The sequence below is a fragment of the Flavobacteriales bacterium genome (assembly GCA_016716605.1).
In the GTDB taxonomy this organism is placed as follows: Bacteria; Bacteroidota; Bacteroidia; order Flavobacteriales_F; family PHOS-HE28; genus PHOS-HE28.
This window is the reverse complement of record JADJWA010000001.1, coordinates 3,152,499-3,169,037: the sequence shown is the minus strand read 5'-3', so window position 1 is coordinate 3,169,037 and position 16,539 is coordinate 3,152,499. Positions and strand designations below refer to the sequence as shown.

Here is a 16,539-nt window from a genome sequence, read left to right as displayed (position 1 = left end):
GGGATCGGAGGAGCGGTGCGACCTCAAGGGCACGGAGCACGCGATATCCGTCGCGCGGCGCAACATCAAGGGACCAGGCCGCATGGTATACGGTACGCGGCGAATGCTGAAGGGCGTAGTCGACGGCGTACCACGCCGCATGCTCATGGTTCAGCGCCGCGAGACCAAGGCATGCGGTGGCGCGCGAAGGCATCTACCTCGGCAGACAATGATGTTGCACCAGGAACTCACGGTACCGCATAACCAACCTGCGGTGATGCGCTCATATCATAAAGGGTCATCTGCCAAGTGCTTCCTTGGGGTCAATGCCAGCAGAGACCTGGAGGGCTCACCAGCCCATGATCTGACCGCTGACCAGCAATTGTTCAAGGACAATACTGATGGTATGGGGCATTAAAGTTGTATTTATCGAAAGTAATGATATCTTTGCGCCGTTGTATTACCCATGCCGCAAACATTAACTTCGATTGCCAGCCTCCGCTTCGGCGTCCACGCCAAGGGCCTCGACAAGGGTCCCATGGCCTTGGTGCAGTCCTCTGCTATCACGGCTGAAGGTACGATCGAGAACGCCTACGTCAGCAGGACCAGCCCCGAACTGGTCACCTATAAGGACGTGGACCTGCTCCGCGAAGGCGATGTACTCCTCATCGGGAAGGGAAGCACGAATGTGGCTGCTGTCTGGCAGGGTGGCGACGAAGACGCCGTCGCATCCTCCATGCTCTATGTAATCCGGCCCGACACCACCCGTGTACTGCCCGGCTACCTCGCGGGCTATCTGAACAGCCGCCCTGCGCAAGCCCAAATGGCCGCCTATCGCAAGGTGGGCACCGTTGCCGTGCTGGACCGCAGCGCACTGGACCAATTGCTGGTACCCGTGCCGTCCATTGAAGAACAACAGAAACTCGTGCGCTTGGCCGATGCCGCGCAACGCACACGCCTACACCTCACCGAACTTTCCAACGCTTATGCCCAACTGCTCGATGCCGTGTGGGCAACATACCCCAAACCATGAGCAAGCCCATTGAACAAGCCGAGATCAACGCACTGGCCTGGAAAGCCTGCGACACCTTTAGGGGTGTAGTGGATCCCGCCGAGTACAAGAACTACATCCTCGTCTTCCTCTTCCTGAAGTACCTGAGCGATGTGGTGCGCGACAAGGAAGAAGAGCTGCACAAGAAATACGCGGGTGACCAGCAACGCGTCCAACGCGCCATGGAGCGCGAGCGCTTCGTGTTGCCGAAGGGTGCTTCCTATTACGACCTCTACGAGGCACGCGAAAAGGACGACATCGGCGACCGTATCGGCAAAGCCTTGGACGCCATCGAAGAAGCGAACAAGGGCAAGTTGGACGGTGTGTTCCGCAACATCAACTTCAACAGCGAGGCGAACCTGGGCAAGACCAAGGACCGCAACCGCCGCCTGAAGCACCTCATCGAGGACTTCTCCGATGAGCGCCTGGACTTCCGCCCTTCGCGCATTGGTAACCTGGACATCATCGGCAACACCTACCAATACCTCATCGGTCAGTTCGCGAGCGACAGCGGCAAGAAAGGAGGGGAATTTTTCACCCCAGCGGAAGTGAGCGAATTGCTGGCCCGCCTGATGGCTCCCGAGAGCGGCATGCGCATCTACGACCCCACCTGCGGCAGCGGCAGCTTGTTGATCAAGGTGGCGGAGAAAGTGCCCGACCACAACTACAGCCTCTACGGGCAGGAGAGCAACGGCGGCAACTGGGCGCTGTGCAAGATGAACATGTTCATACATGCCAACGACAATGCGCAGATCGAGTGGGGCGATACGCTGAACAACCCGCTGCTGGTGGAGGGCGACAAGCTCATGAAGTTCGATGTGGCCGTGAGCAATCCGCCGTTCAGCTTGGACAAGTGGGGACAGGACAATGCCGCGCACGACCGTTACAACCGCTTCTGGCGCGGTACGCCGCCCAAGAGCAAGGGCGACTACGCCTTCATCACGCACCTCATCGAGAGCATCAACGAGCACGGTCGCGCGGGCGTGATCGTGCCGCACGGCGTGCTGTTCCGCGGCAGCAGCGAGCGTTTGTTGCGTAAAGCCTTCATCGATGAGAACATGCTGGAGGCCGTCATCGGCCTGCCCGCGCAGCTCTTCTTCGGCACCGGTATCCCTGCTGCGATTCTGGTGTTCAACAAGCAGCGCACCACCACGGACATCCTCTTCATCGATGCCAGCAAGCAGTACCAGGACGGCAAGAAGCAGAACCGCTTACGCGAGGAGGACCTCGCGCGCATCGTGGATACCTACACCGCTTTCCGCAAGGCACCGAAGACCATTGCCGACGACAAGCGCGTGCTCGCCGAGAAGTATGCCTACCGCGCCAGCCTCGCCGAAGTACAGGAGAACGACTACAACCTGAACATACCGCGCTACGTGGACACCTTCGAGGAGGAAGAGCCCGTGGACATCGCTGCCGTGCAGCAGAAGATCAAGGGATTGGAAGGACAATTGGCCGATGTGCGCAAGGAGATGGACGGCTACCTGAAGGAACTGGGCTTCATTAACCAAGCATGATCATGGAACACCCCGAATTCCTCGCACACCTCGACACGCTCAAGAGCGAGTTGGATGCTGCCGTGCCGATGAAGCCCGAGCGCGAGCGTGAACTCTGGCAGAAGCTACGCTTGGAGTGGAATTTCAACAGCAACCATATCGAGGGCAACACGCTCACGTATGGCGAGACCATCCTGCTCTTCTTGAAAGAGGTCATGCCTGGCGGACATACCACTCGCGAGATCTTCGAGATGCAAGCCCATGACGTGGCCATCAGCATGGTACGCGAATGGGCTTTGGACAAGGACCGCCCGATAAGGGAGGGTGATATCCGCGACTTGAACAGGATACTTCTCAAGGAACCCTTTTTCAAGGAGGCCATCACCACGGAAGGGATGACCACGCAGGTCCAGGTCATTCCGGGCGAGTACAAGAAGCACGGGAATCTGGTGCGCCAACCTGACGGCACTCTCTTCGAGTACAGCAAACCCGAAGAGGTTCAGATGCAGATGCAAGAGTTGATGGAATGGTACCACAGCGAACATGCACTCCATCCCATTCAAAAGGCCGCGGTACTGCACCATCGCTTCATCCTCATCCACCCCTTCGGCGATGGCAACGGTCGCACGGCGCGACTGCTGGTCAACTACCACCTCATGCTGAACGGATACATGCCGTTGGTGGTGAAAAGCGCGGACAAGGCGAATTACCTCTTGCGATTGAAGCAGGCTGATGCCGGTGATCTGGAACCTTTCATTGAGTACATGGCCCAACAGGCCGAATGGACCATGAACCTTGCGTTACGGGCGGCCAAGGACCTCCCGATCGAGGAGCCAGCGGATTGGCGCAAGGAAGCCGAATTGCTTTTGCGCAACACGAGCGATGTCAAGCAGCGAGCGCTTGATCGGGAGGCCCGATGGCGCAAGCAGATCATCGACAGCATCAACCTCAACTATCCCATCATCCGTCAGGAGGTCGAGGATAAGCTCTTCTATTACCGCAAGTTCTTCAAAGTGGCTGGGGGAACTGCGGCACCCTTCATAAAACAGGACAAGAGCTTCAGACCGAAACCCTTGAACATACTGAGTGCAAAACCCGAGCAATTGGCGGAGCTGTTCGCCAAGAATGAAACCACCAAGAGCATTCTATTCCAGTTGCAGTTCACAAGCAATACGGTCCCCATCGCCAACAGGGAGGTTCGCGTGATATTCACATGGACCTTCAATGAGGAAGATCAATCCTTGAGTGCAAAGCTTCCTGTGGAACTACCCCCGTTCAGTTGGCCGTATGGAGTTTCCATCCAGGATATGGGCACGGATTTCTTCGACCGCATCGCCAAGAGCGTTCTGCATAAGATCACCCCTCGGTAATTCCCAACGCACTACGGCACATGAACCTCCACGAACTACTTCAGCGCATCGACGACCTGCAGGCGCGCATCCTTGCCGCCGGGCCGCTGAGCCCCGAGGCCAAGCGCAAGCTGGATTACCGCTTCCGGTTGGACTGGAACTACCACAGCAATGTGATGGAGGGCAGCCAGCTCACCCGACAGGAGACGCGCACTATCATGATGGGTAACGTTACGGTGGAAGGCAAGCCCATACGCGATGTGTTGGAGATGCAGGGCCACGATGAGGTCGTGCGCACGCTTTTGGGAATGGCCAGCGGTGAATTGAACTTGAGCGAGAAGCGCATCAAGGAGATCCACAAGGCCATCATGCACGAAGATGATCCGGCGAAGAAGGATTGGCCCGGCAACTGGAAGAAGCACCCCAACCACATCTACAACTTCAAGGAGGAACGCTTCGACTTTACGTCGCCCGAGGATGTGCCCGAGGCAATGCACCGTTTGCTTGATCGCACTAAAGCGGCGCTTGAGAGCATAAGGTGGGGCGAAAAGGAGGCGCCGCATCCTACCGTCGTGGCTTTCGACTTCCAGCGGGAGTACGTGACCATACACCCCTTCCACGATGGCAACGGCCGCACCGCGCGCATCTTCAGTAATCTCCTGCTCTTGAGCTTCGGCTATCCTCCCACCATCATCAAGGCGGAGGAGCAAGAGAAGACAGCGTACAATCGCTTGCTCGCGGAAGTGCAGGTGTACGGTGCAAGCCCGGACCTCTTCAACGCCTTCATGGCTGAGCGGCTCATCCGTTCGCAGGAATTGGTCCTGGAAGTGCTCGCCGGCAAGGACATCGACGATGCGGACGATCTAGATAAGCGCCTGCAACTGATCGATGCGCAATTGGCAGCAGTTGATCCTGCGGATGAGATCCAACGGACCCGCGGACACCAGACCACACAGGCCCTTCTGAACGAATGGGGCTACTCCCTGTTCGCACAAGCCATTCCCGTTGCCCAGAAGTTCAACCGCTATTTCCTCAACACGCAGCACGATATCATCCTCGTGAATGGACCGGTCAGCGTACGATTCCTTGACGAACCAGCGGAGCAAGTGATCGGCACCCTACAAGCTGAGTTGGCGAAAGACGACCAGAAGCTACAAGGTGTTACGGAGATCCAACTTTGGCTTCGGTACGGCACCTTCCGCAAGGCGTCCAAGAAACCCTTCGGTTGCAACTACGGCATCAAGATCAAAGTGGAAGACTACCACCACTACCAGGTGTTAGTGGATGTCTTCAACATCACCGGCGGTCGTAGCGAGGAGCCCCTCATCAAGCGCCTTTACCACAAGCCGCTCAGCCTTGCTGAACAGCAGGCCATTGTGCAGCGCATGGGCAAGGAGATCACGGACCACATTGAATACTACGTGGCCCAGAACGCACAAGAGGACGACACCAAGTAGCCCCATGCCCACCGCCACCAAGAAGCCCCAAGCCAGCAGCAACCGTAGCGCGATTGCCAAGGCGCCGCATGCCGGTGCCAAGCCCGGCTACAAACACACCAAGCTCGGGTGGATTCCGGAAGAGTGGGAGGTCAATCGTATTGGACCCAAGATCGATCTGCTCGTTGGATATCCTTTCGAGAGCAAGGGCTACGCATCTACCGGCATTCGACTGCTTCGTTGCAACAACATCAAGCGTGGGCAAACAAGTTGGGATGCGGAAGTAACCGTTCACTGGCCAGCGAGCAACGCAACGGTTAAGCGCTACGAACTTGCAGAAGGGGATCTCGTGATCGCGATGGATGGTTCGCTCGTTGGGAAGAGCTATGCCCGGTTATCGGCAGCGGACCTGCCGGCGCTCCTTCTGCAGCGCGCGGCGCGCATCCGCTCCAAAGGCATCGATACGGAGTATCTGAAGCATTGGGTGGGTAGCAATCATTTCATACGGTATTGTGATTCAGTGAAGACCGTTACCGCCATCCCACACATTGGTCATAAGGACATCCAGGACTGGACAATTCCAATCCCGCCTCTCTCGGAACAACGCCGCATCGCTGCCGTGCTGGGGGCTTGGGACCGGGCCATTGCCACCACACAGCAACTAGTGGCCGCCCAGCAGCAGCGTAAGCAAGGGCTTATCGGATCTGCTCTTGGCGAGGTCTACCACCACCGCCGGAAGGTGAGCGTTGGCGACATCGCAAAGGAGGTCAGTGAACGCAACACTGAGGGCGCCGATCCTATCGTCCTATCGTGCAGCAAGCACAGAGGCTTCGTATCCTCCTTGGAGTACTTCAAGAAGCAGGTGTTCAGCGAGGACCGCTCCAACTACAAGGTGATTCGGCGTGGCCAGTTCGGCTTTCCCGCGAACCACATCGAGGAGGGCTCCATTGATCTCCTTCGTGCGCATGATGTCGGGTTGGTGAGTCCCATCTATGTGGTCTTCGAGTTCGACCAGGCCAAGGTGAACAGCGAGTTCATGTACTACCTGTTCAAGAGCGAGCGCTATCGGCACATCTTCCGAACCTCCACGAACGCCTCCGTGGATCGCCGGGGGAGCCTGCGCTGGAACGACTTCAAGAACTTGTGGGTGCCCCTGCCCGAGCGCGAAGAGCAAGACCGCCTGGCTAACCTCCTAACAGGGCTTGACCGGCAAATGGAACAAACCCAGAACTACCTCGACCTGCTCATCACGCAGAAGCGCGGACTGATGCAGCAGTTGCTCACCGGGCAAACACGCGTGAAGTCATGATGCTAACGATCGCACTAGCCGCAGAATGGACCGATGTGGCGCAAGCCATTGGGGCCTTGCTGGCCGTGCCGGGTGCGATCGCTGCATTCTGGGTGCTGTTCCAGCGGGACAAGGAGAAGTCGGAAGCGGTGCGCCAGCTCGCACGCCAAACCGAAGAGCTGGCCAAACAGACGGCGCACTTCGCGCAACGCGAGCTACACCGCAAGAACGCGATAAAACCCTACTTCGACTACCGGACCGAAGCGCGGATGAACGAGGAGCACTGGATGCTCGAGGTGGTGAACAAGGGTGGCCTGGCACACAGTATTCGGCCGCTCAACGAGAGCAATGGCATGATGGTCCAATGCGACACGCTGGTCCAGCGCGGCGAGAAACTGCGCGTGCGTGTGCTGAACATGGTAGGCCCCTTGCCCCGGTCACACTCCTTCACACTCACCTATCTCGACGAGGATGGCAATCGTTATTGGCAAGGCTTCGATGCCATGGTGGATGGGATCTGGCCGCATCCGCCAACCGACACCGAGCCTTCGGAAAAGCAAAACACAAGAACCGATGAGAACACTGACTGAGATAACCGAGCAGTTGAGCCAGGTTGACCTGAAGAAGTTGAGCGATGCAGATATCCTTGCCATCATGCGCCAAATCCCAGAGGTGGGCCTGCACGGATTTCACCTGTTCCGCGGACAGCGAATACTCCGTTGTCGCACGAACCTGAAGGAGTTCCCGAATCACTGGAAAGGTGAGAAGGACATTTCCTATCTCCCGGATGCCGCCAAGGCGGACTATGGGCGCGCGAGTCTTCGGGGCAATGCGATGTTCTACGGCTGCATGGGGCGGCATAAGGATTTCGAGGCGAGCCGAATGCTTGCGATCCACGAGGTGAACGGAATGATGCACGATCCAACCTTCGACATGGAGATGGAGGAGTATGCCGTCGTGGGTAACTGGCATGTACTGCATCCGCTTGAGGTCATCAGTGTGGTGCAAGCCGAAGAACTGCACAGCAAGAATGACATGCTCTCCCAAGAATTCAAGCAGTACATGTCAAACCTGGATGGCACCAAGGTGGACAAGGAGGGTTCGTTAGTATTCACGTCGTTCATCGCGAAAGAGTTCTGCAAACAAGTAGCTGCGCCGGAGGAGTACAAGATCACAGCGGCCTTTTCGCATTGGGCGGTGGAGAAGGGCATGCATGGAGTAGCATATCCTTCCGCTAAAGCCATGGGCGATACCGATGCATTCAATGTCGCGTTGACGCCACTAGCCATCGAGGAGAACTGCAAGCTCCAAGCTGCATATGCATACCGGCTGATCAAGGAGGAGGAAAAATCACTCATCCCGTATCCCTTCTTGGGTGATACCGACATACAAGCAAGTTTCCACTGGAAAGACCCCGGCTACTTGCCTCGGCTGGACATGATCAAGGAGCAAGTTCGGCGTCAGCGTCAACTGGAGTTGCCAGCGGCAAAGACGGCGAAGAAGCAATGATCACCCCCTCCTTCCTCGAAGACCACATCAGCCAACTGGACCACCATACCACCCAGAAGCGCGAACTGACGCAGCGCTGAACACGTAGTGAAATGAACCCCGATAAGGCTCGCAATCTTCTGAGACAACAGCTACAGGACTGCGGCCGGATCGCCCTGCGCTCAACGTGCCAGCTCTTTCGGCAACGGAGCCGCAAAGGAAGTGGTGTGCTTCTCGCGGCAGGGGAGCGTCGCTTCCTGGTTTCCGCAACGCATGTACTGCATCCGACATACATCTCGGAAATCATGATCCCGAACGGAACGGACCTGATCGGTATTGAAGGGCAGGCCTGGGGAACCGACCTGAACCAGAAATTCTCAGGGGATGTTGAGGATCCCGTTGATGTGACAATCGTTGAACTCACCAGTGAAGTGGTTGCGCAATTGACGGGTAAGTACCAGTTCCTTGAAATACAGCACGTCATGATTGATCATCGGCAGGCACAAGGGCATCAATACATGATCATGGGCTATCCCGGACTTTGGACCACGGTCGAGCGCTCAGGAGACGAACTCAAAGCAAAGCCATTGATCTTGAGGACCGGCGTACGTGCCGGTGCCAACGAGCGGCATCCTGACTTCCCCAAGAACTGTAAGTGGATCGTCGAGTACCGGGAAACACAGAACGATGTGAGCACCGACGCAGTGGTGAGGTCCGTTGATCCAGGTGGACTCAGCGGCGGGGGCCTGTGGTTCATTGATGTGAAGGAGGCTGCGAGAGCAGGAGCGACGAGACCACTACTCGTTGGCATCAACACACACCATTCAGGTACTGACCAGGAGCTACTGGCTACAAGGACGGACCTAGTTACCGAATTATTGAGGCAGCGTTTTGGATTGACGTTACCCGCATCAAGAACGATAGAGGTGAACCTGAACCCATGATCACCCCCTCCTTCCTCGAAGACCACATCAGCCAGGTGCCAGCTTTGCAACTGCTGGTGAAGCTGGGCTACACCTATTTGAGCCCGGAGCAGGCCATGGCGCAGCGGCAGGGCAAGGGTGGCAACGTGTTGCTGGAGAACATCCTGGAGGAGCGCTTGCGCGCCATCAACAGCATTGCGCACAAGGGGCAGCGCTACGAGTTCAGCCCGGCCAACATCTACCAGGCCATCCGTGGCCTGCGTGAGATGCCCTTGGTGGAAGGCCTGCTGAACACGAACAAAGAGGTGTATGAGCTGCTCACGCTGGGCCGCAGTTTCGAGGAGACCATCATGGGCGATACGCGCAGCTTTCCCTTGCGCTTCATCGATTGGGAGAATGCGGCCAACAACCACTTCCACGTCACCGAGGAGTTCCCCGTGGACCGCAAGGGCAGCACCAAGACCCGCCGCCCGGATGTGGTGCTCTTCGTGAACGGGATCCCGCTGGTGGTGATCGAGTGCAAGCGCCCCGATCTGCACAGCACCGAGTATGGCACTCCGGTGCAACAGGCGATCAGTCAGCACCTGCGGAACCAACAGCCGGAGGAGGTGCCGGCCTTGTTCATCCATGCGCAACTGTTACTGGCGCTGGCGCAGAACGATGCGAGCTACGGCACCGTGGGCACGCCCCCACCCTTCTGGAGCCAATGGAAGGAGCTGCACGACGGCGGAACGGGTGACGATACCGCGGCGCTGACCGCACTGAAGAACACGCCGCTCACCGCCGCACAAAAGAAGACGCTCTTCGCAGACCGCTTCCGCTATGTCCAAGCCTTCTTCGACCAGCAGGAGCAGACGACCTTGCAGGTGAACGAGCAGGACCAATTGCTCTATCGCCTTTGCCGTCCCGAGCGTTTGCTGGAACTGGTGCAACGCTACATCCTCTTCGACAACGGCGAGAAGAAGGTGGCGCGCTACCAGCAATACTTCGCGGTGAAGAGCACCGTGGAGCGTGTGCGCCACCTGCACGATGGTCACCGTCCCGGCGGCGTCATCTGGCACACGCAAGGAAGCGGCAAGAGCTTGACGATGGTGCTGCTGGCGAAGGCCATCGCCATGGAGCCGAGCATCCGCAACGCGCGCATCGTGCTGGTCACGGACCGCATCGACCTGGACGACCAGCTCTACGGCACCTTCAAGAGTTGCGAAGCCGAAGCGGTGCAGGCGCGCAGCGGCACCCACCTCGCCGAGCTCTTGCACGAGCCCAAGGCCCGCATCATCACCACCTTGATGCAGAAGTTCGAAGCCGTGAGCAAGCGCGGGCAGTTGGTGGATGCGAGCACGGAGATCTTCGTGCTGGTGGACGAGAGCCACCGCAGCCAGTACGGCACGGGCAACGTGCGCATGCTGAAGGTGCTTCCCAACGCCTGCTTCATCGGTTTCACCGGCACACCGCTGCTGGGCAAGGAGAAGAACACCGCGCGCAAATTCGGCGGCATCATCCGGCCCGCATACACCATTGCGCAGGCCGTGGAGGACGGCGCCGTGGTGCCCTTGCTCTACGAAGGGCGCCACGTGGTGCAGGAGGTGGACAACAAGACCATGGACACCTTCTTCGACTTGGTGAGCGAGCCGCTGAACGAATTCCAGCGTGCCGACCTGAAGAAGAAATTCAGCCGAGCAGACCAACTGAACGCCGCCGAGCAGAAGATCTGGCGCACGGCCTTCGACGTGAGCCGCCACTGGAACGAGAACTGGAAGGGCAGCGGATTCAAAGCCCAGCTGACCGCACCCACGAAGGTGGCCGCACTGAAGTACAAGCAATACCTGGATGAGATCGGGATGGTGAGCAGCGAGGTGGTGATCAGTCCACCCGACACCCGCGAAGGCAATGAGAGCGCCTACGAGGTGACCAACGACCGGGTGCAGCAATTCTGGAAAGGCATGATGGCCCAGTACGGCAACGAGGCCAACTACCAGAAGAGCATCGTGCAACGCTTCAAGGCCGAGGGCGATCCGGAACTGCTGATCGTGGTGGACAAGTTGCTCACCGGTTTCGATGCACCGCGCAACACGGTGCTCTACCTCTGTCGCAGCCTCACCGCCCATACGCTGCTACAGGCCATTGCGCGTGTGAACCGCTTGTTCGAGGGCAAGGACTTCGGCTACATCATCGACTACTACGGCGTGCTCGGTGAACTGGACCAGGCACTGACCGCCTACGATGAGTTGAGCGGCTTCGATGATGAGGACCTCGCGGGCACCATCACCCACGTGAAGGAGGAGGTGGAGAAGCTGGCCGAACGCCACGCGCAACTCTGGGACCTCTTCAAGGAGCTGCCCAATAAGCAGGACCCAGAGGCCTTCCAACAGCACCTCGCGCCGAAGGATGTCCGCGATGCGTTCTACGATCGGCTCTCGCTCTTCGTGCGCACCCTGAAGATGGCGCTGAGCACATTGGACTTCGTGAAGAACACCGCGGAGGAGAAGGTGGAACGCTACCGCCGCGATGCGGCCTTCTTCCTGCGCCTGCGCGTGGCCGTGAAGCAGCGGTACAGCGATGCCATCGACTACCGGCAGTACGAGGCCCAAGTGCAGAAGCTCATCGACACGCACATCAAGAGCAACGAGGTGCTGCAACTCACCGACCAGGTGAACATCTTCGACAAGGCCGCCTTCGCCCAAGAAGTGGAGAAGGTGGAAGGTCCGGCCAGTCGTGCCGACATCATCGCCAGTCGCACCTCGAAGACCATCAGCGAGCGCATGGAAGAGGACCCCGTGCTCTACAAGAAATTCAGTCGCTTGCTGGAGGAGACCATCCAGGCCTACCACCAGAAGCGCATCAGTGACCTGGACTACCTGAAGCAGGCCATGCACATCATGGAGCAGGTGCGCGAGGGCAGTGAGGGCGACGAGCCGGATACCGTCAAGGACCGCGACGTGGCCCGCGCCTTCTACCGCATCGTGGACACAACGGTGAAAGCCGTGGACCTGACATTGGACAAGGAACGCGCAGGTGCCATCGCCTTGCACTTGGACGACATCGTGAAGGCCCAACGCATTGTGGATTGGACGCGCAAGAGCGATGTGCAGAACCGCATGCGGCAGGCCATGGAGGATTACCTCTACGAATTGCGCGTGGAAGGTCTGGACCTCGGCTTCGACGTGATCGACGAGATTCTCGACGGCGTGATGCGCGTGGCCATGCACCGATACGCCTGATGGAAGAGCGCAGCGTGCAATACGGCAAGACCACCGTGTGGTACACGCTGGTGCGCACACCGCGTCGAACGCTCGGGTTTGTCGTTCATCCGGATACGCGCGTGGAGATGCGCGCACCGCACCACGCCACAGCGGAGAAGGTGGACCAGTTCGTCTTGCGCCGCGCCAGCTGGATCGTTCGCCAACAGGATTACTTCCGCTCCTTCCTGCCCATCACCCCACCGCGTGAGTACGTGAGCGGCGAAACGCACCGCTACCTCGGCAAGCAGTATCGCCTCAAGGTACATGCGACGACGGAGGTAGAGGAAGTGAAGCTGAGCGGTGGGCGCATACATGTGTACACGCACCATCCGCAGGATCGCAACCACGTTGCAGGCTTGCTCGCGGGTTGGTACCGGCCCAAGGCCATCGCCCGTTTCGAAAAGGGCGTGGATGAGGCGATGGGCACACTTAAGAAGTACAAGATCGCGCGACCGGAAGTGATCGTGCGTCGCATGAGCATGCGTTGGGGCAGCTGCACCCCCAAAGGCCGCATCATGCTGAACCCCGAGTTGATCAAAGCACCGGGTCGCTGCATCGACTATGTGGTCATCCACGAACTCTGCCACCTGGTACACCCGGATCACAGCGCCAAGTACTACGCGCTGCTGGATCGCGCGATGCCGGATTGGAAGAGGTGGAAGGAGAAGCTCGAACACACATGAGCGAACACCCCCACGACCCGACCGAGGCCCTGCAAGGCAGACCAAGCGGCACCATCACGCTGGCCGAACTGGACAGTCTTTTCGGTTTGACCGTCCGTGCAATGAACGTCTGCTTGGTCAACAACCTCACTTCATTGGAAGCGATCGCACGCGCGCAACGAAGCTTCAGGGGTCTAGCCGCGTTGAAGAATTGTGGCAAGAAGACGGTGATGGAACTGGAAGACCTTCTTGCCGCGGCTACTCGGCGGATGGGTCCGCTGCTCCCGGTGCTCCCATCTTCGGGTGTTGTATCGTCCCTTGGCATGGAACCCGTCGATCGGGCGGGCATGCTCGCGATGATCGAAGGACGCCTTCCGCTGCTGAGCGTACGGGCCCGCAACGCCCTTTCGAATTTTCTCGAGGAGGACACGCCCGAAGCGATCCTGGACGGCATCCTGCTCTCCGGATTCGACCTGCGCAAATTGCGGAACGTAGGAAGCAAGACGATCGCGGAGTTGCGCGAGTTCGGCCGTTCGGTGTTCGAGCAACGACCTGCTCCTGGCGTAGTGGGAGTTCCTGAGACGACCGCGACAACGGTCTTCCTCGCCCTCAAGAACCATTTCGACAGAGAGGAGATCCAGTTGATCCGCCAGTTCATACTTCAGGATGATCCTTCTCTTCCTTCGATTCTGGAACTGGTGAAGCTGATCGTTGATGTATGGAGCAAGCGCGCGGGAACAAGATGGAGTTCCATTTCGGCGTATGTGCAAAGCACCGCCGGGTATGGCGCTCTGGCTCGTGCAGGCGGGCATAGCGGCCTCACCAGGGAACGGATGCGCCAGCTGTTCCTGAAGTGGGATCGGGAGTTCGAAGCACGCTTCGCATTCCTGAACGATCTGCCGGGACCCTTCAAGCCGGAACCCGCGATGCCCCATGGCCGTGCAACGATCTTGACAAGGGATATTGCGGATGGGATAAACGCCCGATTGGGATCTGATTGGGGGCAGCCCTTCATAGCCCGAATCCTTGTTCTGGCTTCCAACAAGAACTACAGGGTCGTCTCATGGCGGGAGCTGTGGATGCCGGGCAAGAAGGCCCGCGATTTCGACAGCCAGAGTCCTGTTCTCATCCGCTCGGATAGCGTGGCTGCAGTGATCGCCATGGCGCAGCATTTTCGCTCGGTTTTGGCGGGAACACGCACCACCGATTCAGTCCATCGGTTCGAGGCGATCGCGCTTCCGCTCGGAGTGGAATGGAACGAGGAGCTCACCAATGCTATGCGACCGCTGCTCGTGGCCTGTGAGCCGGGTATCCGGTTTGATGGTGACCTGATCCATCTACCACCGAACAAACGCAGGCGGCGCGAGGAGTTGATCGCTGAGGTATTGGAGGAGCTGAAGACCCCAACACATGTTACGGTGCTTGTCGAGCGCCTACAGGCCATTGACCCGAATCGTGAATGGACCACGGAGTACGTCCGCAGCACCATCGTCCGTTTCAAAGACCGCTTCATCTCATTGAGCCGAACAAGCACCTACGGTCTTCGGAAGTGGGAAGACGACCGTGAGGGTATCAAGGGTGGTACCATAAGGAGTATGGTCGAGCATCTGCTGCGTGAAGCCGAAACACCCTTGCACGTGGACCACCTGGCCGAGCACATCCGTCGGTTCAGGCCGACGACCAGTGCGAGTAGCATAAGGCTGAACCTTCAACTCGATACCGATCCCCGCTTCACCTTCATCCATGGCGGCTTCATCGGACTACGAGATAGAAACTACGAACGAATGCCCGAACCGCTGAAAAGGGTGCCGGGCAGTTTGATGCGCGGATCAGTCATGCGCAAGTTCATCGGGCAACCCTTGGTGCGCTTCATCGAGCATCTCTCCGCCAATTGTGATGCACACCCGGACCAAGTAGAGCGCACCATCCGTTCGGCCATCGATGAAGGTCGGCTTGTAGTGAATGAGGTCGGTTGCATCACTGCCGTCGCGGCCATAGGTCCGTTGGTAGATGGTTCCCTATCTCCGAATGGAGAACTCCCCCTGGATTGGTGATGCAAACGGCGATCCGGGGTCTCACCCCCTGAAAGCCTTCCAATCTATTGGGTCCTTAGGTTCCTCGTGCGTTCATCCGCTACCGAATCGCGTCACCCGCACTAATTTCCTCCCATGCCTGCCCCGCGCTACCACATCCTGCCCACCATGTCGCCGCCTGAGGTGGTGCGTTGCGCCCTGCACGACAAGCCCGCGCTGGACCGCAAGATGCTGCGGCCCATGGAGCAGTTGCGCCGCCAACACCTCAAGGGCGACCGCACGGCCGTGCTGGAGCATGTGGAGACCTACACGGCCCCCTCGGGCAATCGCTGGATCGTGGTGATGCGCTACCGCAAGAGCGGCATCCAGGTGATCCACTTCGTGTGGTACCGCGGCATGGACAGCCGCATCCGCGCCATGCGCATCCGCTGGGGCGGCGCGAGCCAGGTGCACTTCAGCTGGCACGTGCTGGAGCAGTACGCCGCGCGCTTCAGCCCCGACGTCGATGCCGAAGAGCGCTTGCTGCAGTTCGTGACCAACAATTACGACGTGGCCTTCAAGGCCCAGAGCGTCGGCGATGACGACGACAACATGAACATCCTCGGCGGCATCCGCCAAGGCCTGCTCCTGGGCGTTTACGACGACACGGAGGACATCGTGTACACCACCACCTTCGTGGACCACGGCCACTTCTTCCCCGATCAGGAGAAGATGATGGAGCAGATGGATTTCGAGCGTTTCATCGGCAGCCTCTCCTTGGGTCAGCGCAAGGCCTTGCTGGAGAAGAGGAAGGCGCAAGAAGGGGAGGGCGGGCAGCCGTGATCATCGCCCCGGTCCGATGGAATGCCCTGGTCGAAGGGATCGCTTCGGGGCCTCACCGAACACAGTGCGCCTTCAGCTTATTCAGGTACACATCCTCCACGCTCTTCTCGCCCATGGCCACCACCTTATCGTGGAACTCCCAGGCCTTGGGGCAGTTCAGCGTGAGCGTGTAGCACTCGAAGAGGCGGTAGGTCACATCGGGGTCCTTGCCCATGCGGCGGTAGGCGCGCTTGTAGAGGTCCAGGGCCTTCAGCGTGAACTCCTCGGCTTTCTTGTCGCGGCCTTCCTGCTGCATGTGGTAGCGCTGCTCCATGTACACATCGGCCTCTTCCTTCAGCAGCGGCGCGTAGGTGCTGTCCACCGCGATGCCCATCTGGTAATTCTCGTGCGCCTCCAGGGGGCGCTTCATGCTGCGGAAGAAGGCGCCGAAGGCCCGGTGCGCCTCGGGATTGATCGGCATGGCCAGCCAGGCCTCGTTGAAGCGCTTCATCGCTGAAACGTGGTCGTTCTTCTTCAGCCGCTCGAAGCCGAGTTTGCACAAGCTGTCGCTCAGCGCGCGCTGGCGGTTGCGGTTGTTCATGATCACGGTGAAGATGTCCTCGTCCACCGTGTTGTTCACCACCTCGGGGCCGTAGTCGCCGAAGCGCGGCTTCAGGTAGGGGTCCTGGTCCGCGCGCGCGTACCATTCATCGAAGGAGAGCAGCTGGGCGGAAGCGGGGAAGGAGAGGAGCGCGAGCGTGAAGGCGGCGAGTGTTCTCATGGTTCGATTC

General features: G+C 58.8%; 13 protein-coding genes. 12 read left to right on the top strand and 1 reads right to left on the bottom strand.

What is annotated here, in order from left to right; genetic code table 11:
* Nucleotides 1-445: 445 nt before the first annotated feature.
* The 12 genes from IPM12_12900 to IPM12_12845 all read left to right on the top strand — a co-directional run bounded on the left by IPM12_12900 (nucleotide 446) and on the right by IPM12_12845 (nucleotide 15,769).
* Nucleotides 446-1,012: a hypothetical protein gene (locus tag IPM12_12900; GenBank protein ID MBK9148700.1), complete on the top strand. Its 567-nt coding sequence runs from the start codon at nucleotides 446-448 to the stop codon at nucleotides 1,010-1,012.
* The gene (locus tag IPM12_12895; protein ID MBK9148699.1) at nucleotides 1,009-2,547 is read left to right on the top strand and encodes a type I restriction-modification system subunit M; all 1,539 of its coding nucleotides are present in this window, start codon (nucleotides 1,009-1,011) and stop codon (nucleotides 2,545-2,547) included. The genes IPM12_12900 and IPM12_12895 overlap by 4 nt, the downstream gene beginning before the upstream one ends.
* Before the next feature lie 2 nt (nucleotides 2,548-2,549).
* A complete protein-coding gene (locus tag IPM12_12890) occupies nucleotides 2,550-3,896 on the top strand; it encodes a Fic family protein (protein ID MBK9148698.1) in 1,347 nt (448 codons plus the stop codon).
* 20 nt (nucleotides 3,897-3,916) lie between these two features.
* Nucleotides 3,917-5,332, top strand: a complete 1,416-nt coding sequence (locus tag IPM12_12885) for a Fic family protein (GenBank protein ID MBK9148697.1) — start codon at nucleotides 3,917-3,919, stop codon at nucleotides 5,330-5,332.
* Nucleotides 5,333-5,336: 4 nt separating this feature from the next.
* Complete coding sequence (locus IPM12_12880; GenBank protein MBK9148696.1) at nucleotides 5,337-6,620, top strand: restriction endonuclease subunit S; 1,284 nt, start codon at nucleotides 5,337-5,339, stop codon at nucleotides 6,618-6,620.
* 56 nt (nucleotides 6,621-6,676) lie between these two features.
* Nucleotides 6,677-7,189 carry a hypothetical protein gene (locus tag IPM12_12875; GenBank protein MBK9148695.1) on the top strand — a complete coding sequence of 171 codons (513 nt, stop codon included), beginning with the start codon at nucleotides 6,677-6,679 and terminating at the stop codon, nucleotides 7,187-7,189.
* Nucleotides 7,071-8,108 (top strand): hypothetical protein, encoded by a 1,038-nt coding sequence (locus IPM12_12870; protein MBK9148694.1) that lies wholly within the window; start codon nucleotides 7,071-7,073, stop codon nucleotides 8,106-8,108. The genes IPM12_12875 and IPM12_12870 overlap by 119 nt, the downstream gene beginning before the upstream one ends.
* Before the next feature lie 92 nt (nucleotides 8,109-8,200).
* The gene (locus IPM12_12865; GenBank protein MBK9148693.1) at nucleotides 8,201-9,031 is read left to right on the top strand and encodes a hypothetical protein; all 831 of its coding nucleotides are present in this window, start codon (nucleotides 8,201-8,203) and stop codon (nucleotides 9,029-9,031) included.
* Complete coding sequence (locus tag IPM12_12860; GenBank protein ID MBK9148692.1) at nucleotides 9,028-12,231, top strand: type I restriction endonuclease subunit R; 3,204 nt, start codon at nucleotides 9,028-9,030, stop codon at nucleotides 12,229-12,231. Before IPM12_12865 ends, IPM12_12860 begins: the two co-directional genes overlap by 4 nt.
* Complete coding sequence (locus tag IPM12_12855; protein ID MBK9148691.1) at nucleotides 12,231-12,935, top strand: M48 family metallopeptidase; 705 nt, start codon at nucleotides 12,231-12,233, stop codon at nucleotides 12,933-12,935. The genes IPM12_12860 and IPM12_12855 overlap by 1 nt, the downstream gene beginning before the upstream one ends.
* On the top strand, nucleotides 12,899-14,968 hold the full coding sequence (locus IPM12_12850; protein ID MBK9148690.1) for a hypothetical protein: 2,070 nt from the start codon (nucleotides 12,899-12,901) through the stop codon (nucleotides 14,966-14,968). The genes IPM12_12855 and IPM12_12850 overlap by 37 nt, the downstream gene beginning before the upstream one ends.
* Nucleotides 14,969-15,082: 114 nt before the next feature.
* A complete protein-coding gene (locus IPM12_12845; GenBank protein MBK9148689.1) occupies nucleotides 15,083-15,769 on the top strand; it encodes a hypothetical protein in 687 nt (228 codons plus the stop codon).
* 52 nt (nucleotides 15,770-15,821) lie between these two features.
* Here the strand turns inward: IPM12_12845 and IPM12_12840 are convergent, their stop codons facing one another.
* A complete protein-coding gene (locus IPM12_12840) occupies nucleotides 15,822-16,529 on the bottom strand; it encodes a hypothetical protein (GenBank protein MBK9148688.1) in 708 nt (235 codons plus the stop codon).
* Nucleotides 16,530-16,539: the final 10 nt, after the last annotated feature.